The sequence below is a fragment of the Rosistilla oblonga genome (genome assembly GCF_007751715.1).
In the GTDB taxonomy this organism is placed as follows: domain Bacteria; phylum Planctomycetota; class Planctomycetia; order Pirellulales; family Pirellulaceae; genus Rosistilla; species Rosistilla oblonga.
In genome coordinates, this window is the sequence record NZ_CP036292.1 from 2,715,636 (window position 1) to 2,736,941 (window position 21,306).

Sequence of the window (21,306 nt, forward strand, 5' to 3'; positions counted from 1 at the left end):
GACTCAGCGGTTCTTGAATAAAAGGCGCGCATGTTCCCTCTTTATCGTCGGTCGAACTACTTCAACTGAGGTAAATGTGACATTCCTAAGAATCGGCTCGGCGAGAACGATCGCCTTAATCGCACCCCTTCCTTTTGAGGCAAGCCATATCCTGAAAAAACGGCAGTGGAACAGGCCGAGTGTCAGCCGCGGTTCGATACCGCGGGCTACGTTTTAACGGCCAAGATTGCGCGCGGTGGGCGATCGCAGGCTGTGCGAATTGGGGCGTTCACGTGCTTAAAAGACTTCTTGCCAATCTGGATCAACGCTTGCGGACCCAATCGGTGTCGGATGTGGATCATGGTGCGTCGCCGCTGATCGATGCGATGCGGTTGGAGGATCGGATCCTCTACAGCGCGGTGCCGATGGGCGATCCCGCACAGGTGCAGGCCGATCACGGAGGAGATGCTGGCGATTCGTTTGACGTTTCAGCGAGTCCCGAAGATTTTTCCGCGACGGCTGAGACCAGCGATTTGGGGGAGGACGTGGTTACGTTCGATGTCGGGACGCTCGCCGATGCGTCGGTCGATCCGACGGTCCGAAACGAGATCGTGTTTATCGATTCGTCGGTCGAAGATTTGGACACATTGTTGGCGGATCTGTTTTCGGATGATCCCGACCGCGACATCGAGGTCGTGTTGTTAGATGCTGGCGAGGACGGAGTCGATCGGATCAGCGAGCATCTGGATCGTCGATCGGGGATCGATGCGGTTCATATAATAAGTCACGGCGACGGCCTGGGAATTCAGTTGGGGGCCACGCGGCTCGATTCGCTGTCGGCGGCGGCTTATGCGGGGCAGATCGCTGGTTGGGCGGGAGCGTTGGATGTCGATGCGGATCTGATGATCTACGGTTGTGACTTGGCCAGCAGTACCGCCGGGCAGGACTTGCTGGCGTCGATCGCCGCGCTGTGCAATTGTGACGTCGCGGCTAGCGATGACGCTACGGGAAGCCGCGAACTTGGCGGCGACTGGGATTTGGAGTATCGCGACGGGGCGATCGAATCCGAGGTCGCGTTGTCGGCGATGGCCCAGGCTCAATGGCAACATACGCTCGATGCCTCCTCTCCCTCGGGCGGATCGATCTGGTTGTCGACCAAAGACGACGACAACGCTTCGGGCTTTGGCGGCAATCTGTTTGTCGACGAGAGCGAGTTTTTGGAGTTGGTCGATCCGGGAGTCCGATTTGGCGACGACTCTGGCGGTTCGGTCGACATTCGGTTGAACCTGAATGCGTTCAGCAGTGCGAAAGCGACGCTCAACGCGCTGCATGTCGTTGGAAGCGACCAGACCGTGGGAGGAACCTTTCATGCGGGGATCGATCTGAAAGCGGGAGATCTGCTGTTTTCGACCGAGGGATCGGTGACGTTGACCAGTCTGAATTCAGTGCATGTCAACGAACACGACCTCGTGCTCTTTTCCCCAACAACGCCGGGAGATTACAGCAGCGGAACGTTTACGATCGTGTTAGACGATTTGGTCGGCGGACCACTGCAAGGCATCACGCTGATCGAACACGAGACACTGATCGGCGATTACACCGTCAACGCGGGAGATTTTCTGTTTGTCAGCAGTCTCTCCGGCAAACAGATCAAGCTGTATCAGACCGAGGATGTCGGTGCCAACACCTCGGGAACCGTCAGCGTGTTGATGGATGTTCGCGATTCCAACGTCGCGATCGACAACGCGATCTACGGGATCGAACTGATCGAAACCGACACGCAAGTTGGCGGGTTCGAGCTCACTTCCGGTCAGATCCTGATGACGACTTTCGGCGAGGGGACGGTGGGGCAAAACGGGTTGGCGACGATGCGGCAGGACATCTTTGTCTTGGACGTTTCGCAGACGACGCTGGTTGCCGGAGTAGACGGCGCCGTGGCGACGGCCGCTCTGTTTTTTGATGGCAGCGATATGTTCCTCGATTCGATCTCCGAGAGTCTCGATGCGATCGCGCTGTTCAACTCCAGTTCGGCACCAACCGATATCGCACCCAACAGCGTGGCGGTCGACGAAAATATCGACACATCGAGCGGATACACCGTGGCGACGCTGACATCGACCGATCCCGATGTGGGCGATACGGCAACCTATTCGATTGTCGGCGGCGCCGATCAAGCGAAGTTCACGATCGGTGGCAGCGATCAATTGATCCTGACCGACGGGATTTTGGATTTCGAAAGCCAGTCGACTTACACGGTCACGGTGCGAGCTACCGATTCGGAGGGATTGTATACCGAGGAACTGCTGACGATCGATGTCAACGACATCCATGAAGCCCCTACGGTGACGACGATCGCCTCGGATTCCAACTTTGTTGAAAACGGAGCGGCGGTCGAGATCTTCGGATCGACAGCCATCGATCCGATCGATACGGGAGACCGTGTCAGCAGCCTGCATTTTTCCGTCGACGGACTGCAGAATGGCGATCGGGAACTCTTGCACGTCGATGGCGAAAGCATCGTCTTGATCGATGGGGGCAACGCGACCACGCTAGCCAACGGATACGACGTCGCGGTGAGTGTGATCGGCGGAACGGCTCAAGTGACGATTTCCAAGGCGGGTGGATTTACGGCGGCCGACGGAGAACAGTTGGTCGATGGATTGCGGTACGAGAACCTCAGCGAAACGCCTCGCGGCGCAACGCGAGCGATCGCATTGATCTATATCCAGGACGATGGTGGCACCGGCGATGGTGGAGACGACGACCGTGTTGTCGAGATCGTATCGACGGTGACTCTGACTGCCGTCAACGACGAACAAGTTCTGGCCACCAACGCTGTCGGTACGATCACCGAGGGATCGGGTGGCAATTCGATCACTCGACTGTTGCTGGAAACTACCGACGTCGATCATTCCGCGGCGGAATTAATCTACACGATCGTAGCCGATGTCGAACACGGAACGCTGTACCGCAGCGGCGTGGCGATCGGTGCTGGCGGCACCTTCTCGCAGGCTGATATCGATGCGGGCTGGATCCATTACGACCACGATGACAGCGAAACCACAGCCGATCATTTCACGTTCACCGTCGACGATGGCGCCGGCAGCGACACGGCATCTAGCTTTCATTGGTCGATCACGCTGGTCAACGACAACTCCGTCACCACGATCGTCGACGGCGATGCTAGCGCCGCGTTGGTTTACGAAGCCGCCGCCGCGGGGACTCCCGTCGGCATCACCGCGTTCGCCAGCGACGCCGATATCGGGGATACGGTAACGTACCGATTGGACGACGATGCGGGAGGGCGTTTTGAGATCGATTCGGCGACGGGAGAGATCACCGTCGCCGATGGCAGCTTGATCGATTTTGAAGTCGCTTCGTCTCACGATCTGCTGGTTCGAGCGACCTCCAGCGACGGATCGTTCGAAACGCAAACCTTCACGGTCGGAGTCCTGAACGTCAACGAATCGCCGCAGATCATGGGGCTCGACGGCGGATCGGTGTCGGCTGATAACAACGGCACGCCGACGCGACTGGACGCTCTGGGGAATGCGACTCTGCACGATCCCGACGGTGCCGCAGATTTCAGCGGTGCTGTGTTGTCGGTCCAGGGAATTGGATTCACGGCGAGCGATCTGTTAGGGTTCGATACCTCGGGAACTGTGTCGCTGTCGGCGGGAATCACCGACGGATCGACGCTTTCGGTCGACGGTATCGTGGTGGCAACGCTATCGGGAACGTCGAACCAGGGGCTGGAGTTGACCTTTGCTGGAACGGCAACGTCGGTTGAGGTCGAAACGGTTTTGCAGTCGTTGAGCTTCCAGTCGACCTCCGCTTCGTTGGGTAGCCGCCAGATTGAAATCGTGTTCGATGATGGCGACGGGACAGCCAACGGCGGCGATCCGGTTAGTTCCACCATCGCGGTCACCGTTTCGGTTGTGCAAGCTCCTCCCGAAGATCGCTTGGTGAGCACGCTTGAAGACGTCCCCTATACCTTCGCGATCGCCGACTTCGACCACACCAACCTCGTCGTCGACGGTAACGCGACGATTAAGATCACGCGATTGCCCGATGAGGGAACGCTGACCCTTGCGGGGAGCGCGGTTGTGTTGGGGGAACAGATCACACAAGCTGATCTAGCCGCGGGGCTGATGGAATTTGTTCCCGAACCCGATGCCAATGGCGCGTTGTACGCTTCGTTTGAATACGAGGTCCATTCCAGCACGACGTTGCTGAGGGTGCTGGTAGGGGAACCCGATGACTTGACGCCCGGTAGCGGATGGCTTGCACCGACCGACGCGATCTTGGCCAACCCGACAAACTTTGGTCCATCCGGGATCGCGGAGGTCAACGTTTCGGTTGTTCCCGCATCGCCGACGATCGACGCCGACTACCTGGCTGAGGGAGGTGTGTTGTTTAACGGTCATGTTGGCGATGCGGAGTGGACGCCCAGCGAGCTGGGAGCGTTGGACACATGGATTCAGGCTGGCGGGCTGTTGATTGCCAACAGCGACACGTCCTCGTTCGACAGCCTGAGCGAATATTTTGGCATGCCGATCGCCGGCGTTGGCAGTGCTAATTGGTACGTCAACGACGCCACGCATCCAATCATCGACGGACCATTTGGTGACGTTAGCAGTATCGGCGTGCCGATCCAAGCTTCCGGAGCGATTGGCTACTTCGACACCAACAGCCTTGCGGATGGCGACCAGGTGTTGGTGAGCGATTCGGGAACGGGGGAACCGACAATCGTTGTGCGCCAGCATGGTGCGGGATGGATTGTCTTCTCCGCCGACGAAGGCATCTTTCGGACAGGGATGACCGGCGATGGTTCGATCGCGACCGCCAACGATGTTCTGGTTGCCAACCTGTTTGCTTGGGTATCGGGACAAGTGCCCGATAAGGCGGCCTATCAAACAAACATCGAAGTCGAAGCCGTCAACGACGCTCCGCTGAATCTCGGCAGCCTGCCCGGTGTGCTTTTTGGCTGGGAAGATACCAGCATCGACGTCGACCTAAGCACTCTGTTGCTGACCGATATCGATTCGGCGGCGGATGAACTTACCCTTACGCTGTCGACTCAATCCGCCGGAACCTTGTCGGCGGTTTCTGGAGCGGGTGTGACAGTTGCCGGCAGCGGCGAGACATCGATTTCTTTGACCGGAACCGCCGCCGATTTAAACGCGTTTCTCGGAGACCTGTCGCGCGTTCAATTCACTGCAGCAAGAGACGCCGGAGGGATCAACGTCGATGCAATTCAGATCGCGTTGGTCGATCTCGGCGGGATGGGAGGCGGCGGAATTGTTTCTGTCGACTTGGGGACCATCGCGGTCGATGTCGAGGCGGTCAACGATGCACCGCAAATCATCACCAATCTCGGTGCCACGGTCGACGAGGGCGTGTTGGGGAGTTCGGTCTTGGTCTCGATGCTCGCCAGTAGCGACGTCGACAATCCCGATGAAGGGTTGGTCTATACAGTGACCACCGCGACGCAGCACGGCACCCTGACGCTGCTTGGATTTGGCGAACTGCAACTGATGGACACGTTCACGCAAGCCGACATCGCTGCGGGGTTGCTGTCCTACAGCCATGATGGCAGCGAGACGCTTGTCGATGTGTTTGAGTTCCTGTTGTCCGACGGTGGAGCCGATGGCGTGCTGCCATCGCTGGGGCAGTTTGTCTTCACGATCTTGCCGATCAACGATCACGCGACCTCGGCGATCACCGATCGCGACGGGTCGCTTGACCTCGTTCTGGAAAACGCTGCGATTGGCACCGAGATCGGTGTCCTGGCGGATGCGGAGGACGCCGATCTGTTGGACACGGTTCGTTATCGTTTGGACGACGACGATGGCGGGCGGTTTGAAATCGATACCTTCAGCGGCGTCGTCCGCGTTGCGGGGCCGATCGATCGCGAGAGCGATGGTGCCAGCCGCAGCATCACGATCCGCGCGACCAGCAGCGACGGTTCGTATCAAACACTGGATGTCGCGATCGCCATCATCGACGTCGATGAATTTGATGTCGGGGCGATCGCCGACATCGATCCCGCGGCCAATCGTGTCGAAGAAAATGCAGCCGGTGGGACGTTGGTCGGTATCACCGCCGCCGCATTGGATCTGGACGCCACCGACAACACGATCGTCTTCTCGTTGTCCAACGATGCTGGCGGGCGATTTGAGATCGATGCGGCGAGCGGAGAAATCAGCGTCGCCGCTGGGGCGGTGCTCGATTTCGAAGCGAGTGCACGTCACAGCGTAGTCGTTTTAGCACGCGGTTCCGATGGCAGCACCAGTTCGCAGACGCTGGTGATTGAGCTGGAGGATGTGGCGGAGCCTGTCGGCGGCTTGTTGACCGGAGACCCTAAATCGCCTGATGGAACCGGCGTGGGAACGGCAGGGGCCAACGGCGATGAGTCAACCGAGCCAACCGAAGGGGCTGGAGCGGAGACCGATGATGGTGGCGCTGTCGGCGACGGGACTTTGACGTCACCGCCGGCGGTCGATGAAGCCAACGATTTGAGGTCGCGTGCATTTCAGTTGCCTGTAGGATCCGAACCCGCAGTTCTATCGCTGGACGCCGCCGAAGACTCGCTGGAAAGCGAGGTGCACTTCCACGGCAACCTGCTGCCGGCAAACCGCTTTCTGGTCGGGCATGCTCTGCGGGAAATGCAACTGATGAACCTCGCCACTGGCGATCGGTTAGGGATTTACGAAACGTTCGACTTCAACCCCGCGTCGTTGACCGGGGCGTTGGATCGGTTTGCCGATCAGGTTGCCGACGACGACGCGACGCTGCAGTTCGTCGCTGGAACGGCAAGCTGTTTGTTTGCCGGAGCCAGCGTCGGGGTCGCTCTGTGGGTTGTCAATTCGACCGCGCTGGTCGGCTTGATGACCGTCACCACTCCCGCCTGGACTCGGTTCGACCCCATTTACATCGTGCAGGATGGAACCGTGTTGAAAGACGATGACGATCTTTCGATCGCTGGCATTATTACTCAAAACAGTCACGCCACGGGCGAGGCGAAAATATGAAAATCAGCACGAAGACCAAGTTGACCGCAAGCATCGTGCTGTTATGCGTGTCGGCGATTTTGTTGGCGAACCTCGCCGACCTGATTCCCGATGAACGCAAGCTGCGATCCAAAGGACGCATCGATCTTTGCGAGGCGTTGGCGACGAGCGTGACGTTTTTGGTCAGCAAACGGGAGTTCGAGCAGGTAGAAACTCAGCTGCAGTTGTTCGCAGATCGCTACGACGATGTTGTTTCGACCGGGCTGCGTTACAACAGCGGCGGCTTGGTGGCGCAGACGGGCGATCACGAACGCAACTGGCAACAGGGTGTGAGCAACCAGGACGATGGTTGTTATGTCGTCGCGATCGATGCGAACAAGGGACGTTGGGGAGCGTTGGAACTGCAATTCACGCCGCTATATGCGGGCATCAATCGCTATGTCAGCGGTTCGTTGATAAAGATGTTGGCGCTGTTGGTGCCGCTGCTGACCCTGGTTTGCTACTTTCACTTGAATCGCATCCTCCGTTTTTTAGATCCCCAGCGAGTTGTACCGAATCGCGTCCGGCAGACTCTCGACAGCTTTGCCGAAGGAGTCGTGTTGTTGGACGCCGAGGACAGGATCGTGCTCTCCAACGATGCGTTTGCCAGGCACCTGAAGGTTCCCGTCGATTCTTTGCTGGGGATTAAGTTTTCGGAACTGCCGTTCGAATCGACCGACGAGGGGAAACGTGGCATCGCGTCGCTGTGGCGCGAGGCCCGCGGCGAATCGGATCTGCGTGGCGTGACGACAAGATTGATCGATGGTGCAGGCAATGTGATCGCGAACTTCTCGGTCAATGTGACGCCCGTGATGGACGATGCGGGGAACTACCAAGGACTGATGGCGGCGTTTGCCGACGTGACGCCTTTGGAACGCAAACGGGCCCAGTTGGCGCTGACGCTAGAGGATCTGCATCGGTCCAAACAAGAGATCAGCATCCAGAACAAGGAATTACGTTATCTGGCGACGCGCGATCCGTTGACCACTTGTTTGAACCGGCGGACGTTTTTCGAACTGTTCGACGAACACTGGAACCGGGCCAAGACCGACGGCGTGCCGCTGTGCGCGATGATGGTCGATATCGATTTCTTCAAACCGATCAACGATAACTACGGTCACAGCATGGGAGATGAGGTGCTGCGGCAAACCGGCGCGCTGCTAAATTCTCTGGCGAGTGAAACCGATGTCGTCTGCCGTTATGGAGGCGAAGAGTTCAGCGTATTGATGCCTGGGGCGACGTTGGAGGAAGCCGAAGCGGCGGCCGAACGGATTCGGATCGGAATGAGCGAACTGCAGTTTCCCGAGTTTTCGATCACCGCCAGCCTGGGGCTGTCGGGCTTCGAACTGGGGGCCGACGATCCACAGGGAATGTTGGATCAAGCCGACAAATGTTTGTACGTCGCCAAACGCAATGGTCGCAATCAGGTCGTCCGCTTCGACACCGTCCCGGCGGACCTGGTTGTCGACGAGTCGAAGATCAGCCGCGAAAAGCAGACACCAGAAGAAACAGCGACACCGCCGGCGATCCCCTTCCCCGCCGTATCGGCTCTGCTGTCGGCGATGTCGTACCGCGACAACCAGACCGCTCAGCACTCGATCCGCGTTTCCAACTACGCCGCGTTGCTGGCCCAACGCGTGCTTGGTCCCAGCGACGTTTACATCGTCGAGATCGCGGCGTTGTTGCACGACATCGGCAAGATCGGCGTTCCCGATGCGATCCTGTTGAAGCCGGGCCCGCTGACGAAAGAGGAATGGCGGCAGATGGAGAAGCACGACCGGATCGGAGTCGAAATCATCAACAAGTCGTTCAAGCACCCTCGGCTAACCGATATCGTTCGGTTCCACCACGTTCGCTTCGACGGCAGCGGGGCGCTTCCCAATGCGCCGGTGGGCGAAGACCTTCCCATTGGAGCGCGGATCTTGACCATCGTCGATTCCTTCGATGCGATGATATCGGATCGTCCCTATCGCAAGGGGATGCCGGTAGCCGATGCGGTTGCGGAACTGCGCCGCTGTGCCGGTTCCCAATTCGATCCGCAATTGGTTGAAACGTTTGTCGACGTGATGTCGGCCGGCGGTTGGACGCTACCTGTCGCTTCGGAGGAAGCGCTGCCATCGGAACTGCTGTTGTCGATTGGCGAACAGGTGGAATGTTTGGTCGAAGCGGCCGATGCAGGGGACCGCAAAACGTTTGTCGCGCTCGCCGAACGGTTGCGGTTGACCGCCGAACACTCCGAAGTCGATTCGCTTGCACAAGCGGCGACCGATGCGATCCAGATCGCCAGCGAGGACGAGCAGCTGGAGCGATTGGTCCAACAGTCGTTTGAGCTGCTGACCGTATGTCGTTCGATGCGATCGAAAATCGCCGCCGACCCGGTCGACTGCAACGCCGCTTCGCTGCCACCAGTCAGCGGATAGGGCGTAATTGCCCATTGGCGGGGCATGATCGCAGCGATCATGCCGATTGGCGATCGCATCGGCAGAGAGTTCGCGATAGTTTTCCATGGGGAGCGGTCACAGTTCCCTTTGCCTGCGGGGCATTTCCGGTTACATTAACGATCCGTTTAGAACATTTGTCCGCATTCCGTTTTGTTGGAGCCAAGAATTGGGAACGAAGAAAACAGGTAAGGGTCGTCGCAAAGTGGGTCGAAAGAAACGGCGTATGCGCGCGAAAATCCGCCATCGCAAGAAGTAGAAATCTCGGTTTGCATGGGCGCATGCCCTTCTGAATAACTCGGCACCGCTGTCTCTTTCAAGGCGTGCCGTTTCTCATGTTAACGCGCTCGGTTATCTCTTTGGTAGCCGAACGGGTCTCGTTACGCACCCGCATGGGTTGCTAGCGTCGATGGAATCGTTCAACTTTTCCTGAGCCTAGCGACCGGAATATGCGAATACGCAAGGCCAATTGTGCCGATAAGTCGGGTGGAAGTGGTCCCAACGAATGCAACGGCGCGTTCTTCCGTCGATCCAATTCGGAACGAACGGCTGTGGGGCTGCAATGAGAACGGGGGGTGCGTTCAACACAATGCGTGTTCGTATTGTGCGCGGTGATCCTTTGCACCCCCGGAACCCCGGACGAGGCATGCAGCCTGGAAGCTGCGGAGAATCACGCGATGCAAATTCGAGCGTTGACGACAACAGGGTTGTGCTTAGGTCTCATATGGGGACTGCTTGCCACGACGACTCAAGGGCAGATGCCATCGATGCAGGGCTATCCTCCGATGGTGTCTCAAACCAGTTTTATGGTCCCTGAAAATATGCCGCCGGGTGTTTCACAGGCGATGTATGCACCGACAGGAGAGATGCCGCCCGGCGCCGTCGCTCAGGTCGGCTTCTGTAGTCCTTTAGGGGGCGGTTCATGTGACTCAGCCTGCGATGGCTACTGTGGCTGTGGAAACGGCGGCGGCAGTTGTGGCGGCGGCGGGTGTGGATGCACCGGTTGCGGCCCAGGCGGCTTGCTGGGGCAGATCTGCCAGGGAGGCAGCCTCAATGGCCTGCAAAACCTGTGTTTATTCTGTCGCGGATCGGGCTGTAGCGTCTGCCAAGCTCCAAGCAACGCAGCAAATATGCTCGGCTGCCTGGGGATGTTGGCTCCCTACACCGAAGCTGGCCTGTGTGCTCAGCGATGGTACGATTTCCAAGCCGAAGCGATCTTTCTGTCGATGAACGGATCGTCCGCAAACCAAGCTTTAACCAGCAGCGGTGTGGGGGCGACCAACATCTTGATGAGCACCGACGATGCGGAGTCGGACAACCTGGGGGCAGGTTTCCGTTTGACAGCCAGCATGATGTTTGGAGCCGGTGGAAATCTGGAAGCTACCTACTTCGGAACCAACCACTTCTCGCACAATCAGGAAGTTGTCGATCCGACCAATAGCCTCTACTCGGCGTTCAGCGACTTTGGCGTCGCGCCGCCCGGTGGCTACAACGAAACCGATCAATCGGCGGTTCATTCGCTGCGTTATTCGTCCGACATCCACAGTGGTGAAGCGAACTATCGCCGCCGCTGGGTCGGTCCCTACTGCCGCTTCCAAGGTTCGTGGTTGCTTGGTTTCCGCTACTTCGATCTCGACGAATCGCTTACCTTTGCAACTCGCAACGAACTGAACTTCTCCACAGCCACCTCGGAATTCCTGAACAGTACCACGCAAACGCGAAACGCGTTGGTGGGAGCTCAATTGGGCGGTGACTTGTGGTGGAACGTTCACCCGGGCATCAACTTCGGCGTCGGCTGGAAGGGAGCGATCTTCGGGAACCGTGCCGAACAGGATACTCACTTGTTCTACAGCGGCGAGACTCTCGTCGGCGGTGTTCCAACCCGAACTCTGATGAATCGCGACGAACAAGCCTCCGATTCGACGACCGCGTTGATGAGCGAATTGCAGGTCCGAATGGCCTACCGCCTGAGCTACTCCTGGACCTTCACCGCCGCGTATTGGTTCATCGGAATCGATGGTGTGGCGTTGGGAGCGGGCAATGTCAACACTTCGCAAGCCAACCGGTTGTTTAATACCAACACGGCTCGCGACGTCAGCATCAACATCGACGATTCGCTGACGATGCAAGGCTTCTCGGTCGGCTTGGAATACCTCTGGTAAAAATCGACTAGCCGACGGCAAACGCCGAAAACCGACTTACATTATTAATGAACGCCCAGGAATTTCCTGGGCGTTTTTTCGTTTGGTCGGTCGGCAGCGACGCTTGACGGTCGCGGCGAGAGATTCTTTATCGTAGGCAAATCGTTGTGTTTGACAGCAAATTCGGAAAATCGTGCGGGCTGGGAATCCGAAAATTCGGATCGATTGGAACTAACGTACAAGCCGCCGCGTCGTAAACCATGCGTTTTGTTGACAGCTGATAGGGCCGAATTAGAATCAAGTTCCCGGCTCATCGAAATCCACGTGAATAAACATCTTCTTGTCAATCACATGAAACCTTTTGGTTTCGATGCCCCCACCGGATCGTTGATCCGTGATTTTGAATAACTTTGGTTGTTGACCATCCGTGCGATGCGATCCGCATCCGTAAACAAAAACGTTTGATACGCTCGAGGTTTTGTCCGTGAAGGCAAAAAAGGCATTTTGGAGTCAGGCAATGCGACGTCGTTCGGATAAAAATCGCAAGCAACTGCGTCGGCGGCTGATTCAATGTGAGTCGCTTGAAGATCGTCGGTTGCTAGCTCCCGTGATCGTTTCCGAACTGGAGCCGAACAATTTTGTTCGCGACGCGCAGGTTCTGAACCTGGGGACGGCACCGGGCAAAACGCCCGAGGTGACAGTTTCGGCGACCTTCGATTCTGGATCGCCGGACTACTATAAATTCGACCTGACCGCGGGCGATGTGTTCAGCAGTCGAATCACCGTCGGCGGCACCAACACGTCGTTCAACGATCTGGACATCAGCTTAGGCAAGGTTAACGCGTCGGGGACGTCGTCGACCGAAGTCCGCGGCAATAACTCGATCGGCGACCTGAGTCTCGCGGGGCAACCGCTTGTTCCCGCTTCGTCTCCCGTACTGACCGGCGGCGATGTCTACTTCAATTACGTGATTACCGAGACCGGAACGTACAGCTTCCGCGTCGGCACGGGCAACTCGGGGGCCAACCCGAACATCACGCCTATCGGTTCCTACCAGATGGAGTTCCAAACGCTCCGTTCGCCTTTGGAAGCGGAACCGATCGGAACCCATCAGGTTCTGTTCCTTGATTTCGATGGTGGATTTGTCGATCTCAACGATCTCGACGACACCCAATTTGGTTCGGTTCGCTTGCCTTCGCTGGCCGAATCGCTGTTTGATCTCGGCTTCGAAGTCACCAACGAAGATCGTTTGATCGACGTGATCATCGCCGAGATGGAAGAGAACTATGGCGATGTCGCGACGTTTGGTGCCAACGGCGATTACGATGCGACTGGCATCCCCGGCCAATACAAGCTGGAAATTCTAAACAGCCGCGACCACGAAGATCCTTGGGGCCTGCCCAACGTCAGCCGCTTGATGATGACGGGTGCTGGAGCCGACATCAATATCGCGGGTGCCTTTGGTATCGCGTCGAGCTTGGACGTCGGAAACTTTGACACCGAAGAGACGGCGTTCATCTTTGCCGAAGAGTTCTTTGGTCTGACCAACGTCGGCGACGTCTTTGCCGTTCCGCATTCGATCAGCGTTTCGACCGTCGATATGCTTGGCAAAGCGATCGGACTTGTCGCGGCTCACGAATCGGGGCACTTCTTCGGTCTTCGCCACACCAACAATGGAAACGCCAGCGATCAGATCATGGATACCGGGGGCAATCTTCCCGGTTTGCTAGGCGTTGGTCCCGACGGAATCTTTGGCACCGTCGACGATGTCGACACCGATTTTGGTACCGATTCTTATACAGCCGGTGAACTCGACACGTTTGGCGTGCAGGATTCGATCAACGCATTGGCCTACAGTCTGGGGACTGGAACCGCCGGCGGATCGATCAGCGGATTTGTCTTCCGCGACTCCAACGGCGATGGCCGCAGCACATCCGATCTCGGATTGGCTGGCGTGACTGTCTTCGGCGATCTCGACAGCGATGGCGTCCTCGATTCGGGTGAACCGCGATCGGTCACCGACGCCAACGGAAATTACGCACTCTCCGCCGCGGCGGGAACGTTCAACATCATCGCTCAGGTTCCAAGTGGTTACGCCGCTACAACACCGACCTCGGTGTCGACGACAACCGGCAGCGGAGCTCTCACCGGGCCAAGCTTCGGATTTAAGAAGGTTGACTTCGACGTCACCGGCGTGAAGTGGAACGACATCAACGGCAATGGTGTTCGCGATGCCGGCGAACCTGGCATCGGGGGCGTTTACATCTACGTCGACATCGATGGCGATGATCGATTGGATCTGTTTGAACCCCAAGCGATCACAGCGGCCGACGGTACCTACAGCCTCGATTTCCCCGGAGCGGATACCTACACCGTTCGCGAAGTTGTGCAGCCTGGTTTCCGCCAGGTCTTCCCGGCTTCGGGTGAACACATCGTGGTGTTCGACGGCACGCAAATCGTTCCTAACCAGAACTTGAACTTCGGTAACCAAGCCGCTCGCGACTTTGGCGATCTGCCCGCACGGTACGGAACTCTCTTGAGTGCCGACGGTGCAAGCCACGGCTTCAGCAGCACGCTGGGGCTGGGAGCGTTGACCGACATCGAAGCCGACGGCGTTCCATCGACCGGCGCCGATGGCGACGACAACAATGGCAGCGATGACGAAGACGGCATCGTCCCTGTCTCGGCTATGGCTCCTGGAGCGACTGTCGATTTTGCTGTGACGGCCCGCAACGCTGGGCAAACGGCTTATCTGCAAGGCTGGATCGATTTCAATAACGACGGTGTCTTCAGTTCCAGCGAACAGGTGTTCAAAAACCAAACGCTGATCAACGGAACGCAGGTCCTGACCACGGACATCGCGGTTCCCGCGGGAACGACTGAAGGAGCGAAATATGCTCGCTTCCGTTATGGACCCGAATTGAACCTGGGGACGACCGGATTCTCGACCGCGGGTGAAGTCGAAGATTATGTCTTCACCGTGCAAACGACAACCGCTCTGGCTCAACCCGATCGCTACGACGATCTGACGCATCCAGCGGTGCAGGACTTCACCGTCACCCGCAACTCGCTCAATGCAGATCTTCGCGTGTTGGCGAACGATTCGATGTTCGACAGTTCGATTCGCGTGGCCCGTGTCGATCCGCTTGTTGGGACAACCGGCACGCTGAACATCGGCACCGGCGGCCAATCGGTCGTCTACACTCCACGCAGCGGTTTCACCGGCGAAGACACTTTCGAATACACCGTCGTCACCGACTCGGGGCTATCCTCGACCACAACAGTCACGGTTAATGTCGTTCCTTTGAACGATGCTCCGGTTGCCGTCGACGATCTGTTCCGAGTTCCTGGGAACTTGAGCACGTCGACCTCGCTATCGGTTCTGTCGAACGATTCGGCGAGCAACCAAGGCGGCTTGCAGATCGTGAGCGTCGGAACCACCGATTTTGGCGGCACCGTCAACTTCAACTCGCAATCGATCTCCTACCTGCCGGCTCCTGGATTCACGGGCACCGAACAGTTCACCTACACCGTTCGCGACAGTTCGGGCTTCTCGGACACCGCGACCGTAACGGTCCAGATCAATCCAAATTCGCTTGCCAACGAAGTTGAATATTCGGTTCGCACGCTCGATCTCAGCGGCAACGCGGTCACTGCGATCAACGTTGGCGACGAGTTCCAAGTTCAGGTGCTTGTCGACGACATCCGCGCCGGTGCTTCGGTCCTGGAACAGGGACTGGCCGCTGCTTATGTCGATCTGTTGTACAGCAAACTGGTCACCACCGTTGCTCCAACCGATCCTGGCAACACCTCATCGTTTGACATCACCTACGGCCCGTTGTTCAACCAATTGAACACCGGCGACGCGTTGGATCCCAACGTGATCAACGAAGTCGGTGGATCGCAGGCATCGATCGGAAACCAACAGGTCCACTCCGGTCCCGCCGTCTTGTTCACACTGACGATGCGAGCGATCGGCCCGGGAACCGCTCTCTTCCAGACCGACCCCGCCGATGCCATCCGCAGCGACGTTGTCTTCTTGAACGATCCATCGGAAGAGGTTCCGACGAATCGGCAGTTGTTTGGCGGTACGTCGTTGAACATCATCCCTGCCGGCTTGCCGATCCCAACGGCTGTCGATGATTCCTACCGCGTCGTTCAAGGCGTGATCGAATCGCCGATGCTTGTTTTGGGTAACGACATCCAAGGTGGTGCCGGTGCTTCGTCGATCGCCGAAATCGGAACTCCCGCACACGGTTCGGCTCGCGTTTCCGGAAATACGATCCTGTATACTCCGCAAGCTGCCTTCACCGGTGTCGATCAATTCACCTACACGATTCTGTCGCCCGATGGATTCCGTAGCACCGCCACGGTAACTGTCTTTGTTGGAACCGACGCTCAGGTCGACGCCAACGATCTGGTCGATTTGCCATTCCAGGTTTTTGACGCTTCGGGAAATGCAATTCTCGATGCCGCAGGCAATCAATTGCGAACCGTTCGCGTTGGCGACGTCTTGACCTTGCAGGTTAATGTCGACGATCTTCGCACCGGGGCGTTCTTGAACACCGGCGTCTTCTCGGCCTATCAGGACATCCTGTACAGTGCCAGCAACCTGTCGGTGGTACCACGCTCGGCGACGCAAACCAGCACGCTGGACTTCAGCGTCGAATTCGGCCAGTTCTACACCAACGTGCAACGCGGCACCGCGGGTACCGTTGGTATTATCAACGAAGTCGGAGCTACACAGACCACCAACAGCGATGGCTCGGGAGCTCCCTTGGGCAGCCAAGTACGAGACTTGATGGCGATCGAATTTGTCGCCACCGCAACCGGTACCGCTACCTTCATCGGCGACCCAGCGGATGTCTCGCCCGACCAAGACACTTTGTTGTTCGAAGCTGCGTCGAAGGTTGTGCCGATCGATCAGATCCGTTACGACCGCAAATCGATCACGATTTCGCCCGCGACGACTGCATCGGGCGAATCGGAGTTCCAGAATCCAGTCAATCGCTACGACGTCAACGACGATGGCAACGTGACGCCAATCGATGCGTTGAGCATCATCAACCAACTGAACTCGAGTGGTTCGGGACAGCTGGCCGCCGAAGGTGAATCGGCCTCCGAGATCCGCCGGTTTGTCGACGTCAACGGTGATCAATTTGTGACCCCAATCGACGCGTTGTTGGTGATCAATGCCCTGAACACGCAAAGTGTTTCGGGTGCCAGCGGTGAAGCTCCCGTTGCGGCAAACAACGCTGCTTCGGAGCCCGAAACGCAAGGCAGCGACGATTTCTTCGCCAGCTTGGGCGAAGAGAAGACATCGCAATTTGGTTCGGCCGCAACGCAAACCGGTTCGGCATCGCAGTGGTTCGACGCGTCGGACAACGATGACGAAGAGGATTCGATCGATACGATCGTCGACGATATCACTCAACAATGGGGGCTCTAAGACCGGCCGTTGCCACCAGCGTTTAACGCTGCCGGCGATGTTCGCTAGCTCTTGGAGCTGCAACCATCGATGAATTACGACCAAGGCGTTCTCGAAAGGGAACGCCTTGTTTCGTGCGCCCGGTGATAAAAATGGCTGTTTCCGCAATGCTGTGCGAGCGATATACTTGCGTGCACGAGCGATCATGTGCATCGCTTTTCTGTGGGAAGGTCCTCATTGTGAGAGTGCGAAATGGCTAGTATTGGTACCCGTTCAGCTGCGGAATTCTTTGGAACGTTTTGGCTGGTCTTCGGTGGATGTGGCAGTGCCGTGCTGGCCGCCAAGGTGATTACGCCCGAGGTCGATACGCCGATCAACATCGGCATCGGATTGGTTGGTGTTTCGTTAGCCTTCGGTTTGACGGTGCTGACGATGGCCTACGCGATCGGGCACATCTCCGGTTGCCATCTAAACCCCGCCGTGACCGTGGGGCTGACCGTTGGTGGGCGTTCCAAGGGGGCTGATCTGATCCCCTACGTGATCGCACAAGTTCTTGGCGCGATCGCCGGAGCCGGGACGCTGTACATGATCGCTTCGGGAAAAGAGGGCTTCGCCATCAACAACGCCGATGCGGGAGCGTTTGCGACCAACGGCTTTGGGGCAATCTCGCCCGGCGGCTATTCGATGCTCGCCTGCTTGGTCGCCGAGATCGTCTTAACCGCCTTCTTCCTGTTCATCATCATGGGAGCGACCGACAAGCGAGCGCCAGCCGGTTTCGCGCCCCTCGCGATCGGGCTGGGGCTGACCCTGATCCATCTGATCGGGATCCCCGTCACCAACCTATCGGTCAATCCGGCTCGCAGCACCGGTCCAGCGCTGTTTGTCGGCGGGATGCAGCTGACTCAGCTGTGGTTCTTCTGGCTCGCACCCATCGCTGGTGGAGTGCTTGGTGCGTTGATCTATCAGGCGATTGCGAAAGAGGAAACCGAGGCGGCTTAATCCGTCGCGGTCGTCGCCCGAAACAACTTGCCGCGGTTGCTGATCGAAGCAACCCGCCGCGGCTTCGCTTTAAGGGCGACGTTCGATGTCTGCCCCGATCATAAGATAACCCGACCAGAACAGCGGATTCGATCCGCTGGCGGGTCCCGCTTTGATATCGCCATCGCTGAGCAGCGGCTCGGTGCTCGGATCGAGCTCCTGATTTCGCAGCAGCACGACGCTTCGCCGCCAGCTGTCCAAGGGGCTCGAAAACTCGACCTCTCCGAGATACTCTCGCAATAGCGACGCGGTGCTCTGGCCACCGACGGCCCATCGCGACATCAGCACCTGTTTGGCTCCTGAAGCTTGCAAGCCACAGGCCATCATGAACATCTCGTCTCCATTGACGGCTCCTCCTGCGGTGCTGATCCCCGATTGAAAACCTGGCATCAGCAGTTCGCCGGGGCCTCCCCATGGGAAGCGGATCCAGCTGGCCAGATCGCCGCCGGGCTTCGATTGATCGTACGCAAAGGGGCTGACCGATAAAGGAGCTTTTGGGTTGGGTTTGATCGGTGCGGCGACCCAGACGCGGCCAAATCGCGGCGCGATCAGGGCTCCGGGCAGGTTCGCTTGGCCCGGCAAACGCTCGGTATCCGCGACTGCGTCGATCAGTTCTTGCGACAGTTGGTCGTTGAGTTCGGCATCGGTCGGCGACAGAAAGCGGCCGGCAATCGCGCCTGTCAGGATCTTGTTCTGCGACAGCGCGGGAGGATTGAGTGCCAAGCCGGGGGTTGGTGCGTAGCTGATCGAGATCGCGTCGCCCATCATCGGCCCCTTAGGATCTTCCGTCGGCAACAGCTCAAACGGCAGATACCAAAGCGTTCCATAGGGAACGATCACCAGCCGCTTGATCGATGTGAGCGTTTCTGGCGGGATGCCGGCGAAAACCTGCTGCCGCAGCGATTGAGCGATCGGTTGCCATTGGTCGGGCGTGGACAGCTGAGCTGCTCCGCCACGTCGCCGCACGACGCCAAGGGTTTTGACCCATTGGGAGATCTGTGGCAACAGGCTCGCAGGCCGCTGGACCGGCCAAGCGGTTACGTTGCCGTTGGTGTAAAGCATGCCGATCAGATCGGGGCCAGCAGGGCAAAACGTCACCACCGCGTGTCCCGGCGTCAGTTGCGGCCACATGCTCTTGTCGCCAATTGCAGGCGGGAAGACGCGTGGAAGTTTCATCCGCTGCACAGCGGCTTGGCCAACCAAGGTTTCGGCCCGATCGGCCGCCGTGGCGAGTTCGGTCCAGTTGGATTGCAGTTGCGTCGCTTGCGGAGCATCGGCAGCTTCGAATGGCATTCCAGCAAGAGTCGTTTGATGATCGGACATCAGCGTCGCGAGAGCGGATATCGCTTTCAGGGTAGCCGTCGGTTTGTCGCGGACCTCCAGGGCGGCTGCGGACAAATGATCTTTGGGAGCCGATAGCAACCATCGGACATCGAGCATCCGTCCGGACAGCGGCAGTTGGGCGCGGAAGCGGTTTCCCAGGACCTCGTCGGCGACCTGCAACGCTTCCTCGTATTTCCGGCGTTGGATCAAGCCCGAAAACCTCATCTGGTCGACCGCTTGATGTGGCCGCGTCGCCGACAACGCGTTGACGGGATCGATCAACCACTGCCCCAACGAAGGGCCGCTCGACAGGGCGGTCAGCAATTCGTCGGCTGTCCGGCCGCCGATCCCTCCACCGGCCATCGCGTTCTGCACGATGGTCAATTGGTACGTGTGGGGGCAGGTCGCCGGAGCGTCACTGAGCGCGAACACCATGACTTTGTCGAGTGCCACCGCAGCGGCTTTGGTGTCACCCTTCTGGAACGCCGTGAGCGCCAAGCAATAATTGGCGTAGGCTTCCAGCCGAGGCAGGACGGTGTTGCGGCGAGACAGGATCGATCGCGCGTCGGCGAGGCTGCGTTGGGCATCTTGCGGTTGGCCGGAATTGGCTGCCGATTCAGCCGCCACCAAATAACTGGTTGCCGCCATCAGCCGCGACTTGCGAGCCATTTGCAATCCGGCGGCGTTGGCTCGTCCAGTCAATGCGCCCGAGCCTTGGCTGGCTAGCGGGCCGACGGCGATTCGCATCGCTTCGGCGGCTATCTCGTATTGGCCAAAGGCAGACGCTGAAATAGCGGCTTCGACGTATTGGGTTGTCGCTTTCGGCTGACCATTGATCAACAGCAGATTTGCACCGACAAGAAGCGCGATCGGAGTCAGCTGATGGTCGAAGCCGCCCTGTAGCGTCGCAGAGCGATCGACCAGACCAACGGCTTGTTGAGGTTGGTTGTCGGCGATCAGGGCGATCGCGCGGATCAGGTCGATCCAGGCCGGACCTGGGCCCGCCGGCAGATTCGTTCGGCCCAGCGATGTGAGCAAGCTTTCGTTTAAAGGGTCGTCGATCGACAGCCCGCCGAGAACCTGGCTGCGGCGATAGACCGCCCACGCCATGCTGCGGACGATCTCAGTCACATCGACTTTCATCAGTTGCGCCGTCTGCAGCGTACCGCCGCTTTGGATCTGGCCGGCGACATCCTGACTGCCCATCATGATCTGCATCGTGTTGGGGATATTCGCCAGCGTCGTGCGACGTCCACTGGACGCCCAGGATCCGGCGTTCAGCGGGGCTTTGACGCCGGCCAAGGATTGCGGCCATTGGACCGATTCGAGCCAGCCCGAATGCCGCAGCATCAAACCGATTGCGGCGTCAAAATTCTGGTGTGCGAGGGGAAGATTCCCCAGCTGATAATTGCATTCTCCCAACATCGCGTAGGCGGGGATCGAATCGATCCACTTTCCCGATGGATCGGTGCGGCCGCTGCGTATCGCGCTTTCGAACAGATCGACCGCGTCGGGCAAGGCTCCTTCGCGGAGCGCCGCCAAGCCGACGTAATATTGTTGCGGGGGATAGGTCCGCGCCGAGTTTTGTGCACGTGCGGGGGTGAACATCGTCAGCAGCAAGCCGCCGCAGAGAACGGGGATCCATGGTCGCACGTTCGTCGTCATCGGGATTTTCCTCGGAATCCGCACTGATAGGCAGCTTCAACGCGAACCGCCTGAACTCAAACCTACCTCCTAATGATACGGCTTGTCAAAAGCTTGCCCAAATCACTGCTTCGATTTGATCTATCAACCGGCCCGCAATCGCGTTCGGTTTCTTTGGACAACGCCTTGCTGGTGCGTGGCGGTTAATATGTCTAAGCACAAACACTTAACAGCCCTGGGCTGCGGTCCACCGTCTACTTTCG

General features: G+C 58.3%; 6 protein-coding genes. 5 read left to right on the forward strand and 1 reads right to left on the reverse strand.

Features of this window, described 5'->3' with window-relative positions:
• Positions 1 to 272 precede the first annotated feature (272 nt).
• The 5 genes from CA51_RS09555 to aqpZ all read left to right on the forward strand — a co-directional run bounded on the left by CA51_RS09555 (position 273) and on the right by aqpZ (position 18,037).
• The gene (locus CA51_RS09555) at positions 273 to 7,013 is read left to right on the forward strand and encodes a DUF4347 domain-containing protein (RefSeq protein ID WP_145120003.1); all 6,741 of its coding nucleotides are present in this window, start codon (positions 273 to 275) and stop codon (positions 7,011 to 7,013) included.
• Positions 7,010 to 9,451, forward strand: coding sequence for a diguanylate cyclase (locus tag CA51_RS09560; RefSeq protein WP_145120005.1), 2,442 nt, complete (start codon positions 7,010 to 7,012; stop codon positions 9,449 to 9,451). The genes CA51_RS09555 and CA51_RS09560 overlap by 4 nt, the downstream gene beginning before the upstream one ends.
• A 695-nt stretch (positions 9,452 to 10,146) precedes the next feature.
• Positions 10,147 to 11,631 (forward strand): BBP7 family outer membrane beta-barrel protein, encoded by a 1,485-nt coding sequence (locus CA51_RS09565; RefSeq protein ID WP_145120007.1) that lies wholly within the window; start codon positions 10,147 to 10,149, stop codon positions 11,629 to 11,631.
• A gap of 496 nt (positions 11,632 to 12,127) precedes the next feature.
• Entirely contained in the window at positions 12,128 to 17,059 is a 4,932-nt protein-coding gene (locus tag CA51_RS09570; protein ID WP_145120009.1) for an Ig-like domain-containing protein, read from the forward strand.
• A gap of 231 nt (positions 17,060 to 17,290) precedes the next feature.
• Positions 17,291 to 18,037 carry an aquaporin Z gene (gene aqpZ, locus CA51_RS09575; protein WP_145120011.1) on the forward strand — a complete coding sequence of 249 codons (747 nt, stop codon included), beginning with the start codon at positions 17,291 to 17,293 and terminating at the stop codon, positions 18,035 to 18,037.
• A gap of 69 nt (positions 18,038 to 18,106) precedes the next feature.
• On the opposite strand, the gene CA51_RS09580 is transcribed toward aqpZ, so the two are convergent.
• Complete coding sequence (locus CA51_RS09580; protein ID WP_145120013.1) at positions 18,107 to 21,064, reverse strand: CHAT domain-containing protein; 2,958 nt, start codon at positions 21,062 to 21,064, stop codon at positions 18,107 to 18,109.
• Between the last annotated feature and the right edge of the window lie 242 nt (positions 21,065 to 21,306).

What these genes read in the sequence shown, in the direction of transcription:
- CA51_RS09570 (WP_145120009.1), top strand. Translation starts at nt 12,128, where the DNA reads ATGCGACGTCGTTCGGATAAAAATCGCAAGCAACTGCGTCGGCGGCTG.
- CA51_RS09560 (WP_145120005.1), top strand. Translation starts at nt 7,010, where the DNA reads ATGAAAATCAGCACGAAGACCAAGTTGACCGCAAGCATCGTGCTGTTA.
- CA51_RS09565 (WP_145120007.1), top strand. Translation starts at nt 10,147, where the DNA reads ATGCAAATTCGAGCGTTGACGACAACAGGGTTGTGCTTAGGTCTCATA.
- aqpZ (WP_145120011.1), top strand. Translation starts at nt 17,291, where the DNA reads ATGGCTAGTATTGGTACCCGTTCAGCTGCGGAATTCTTTGGAACGTTT.
- CA51_RS09580 (WP_145120013.1), bottom strand. Translation starts at nt 21,064, where the DNA reads ATGACGACGAACGTGCGACCATGGATCCCCGTTCTCTGCGGCGGCTTG.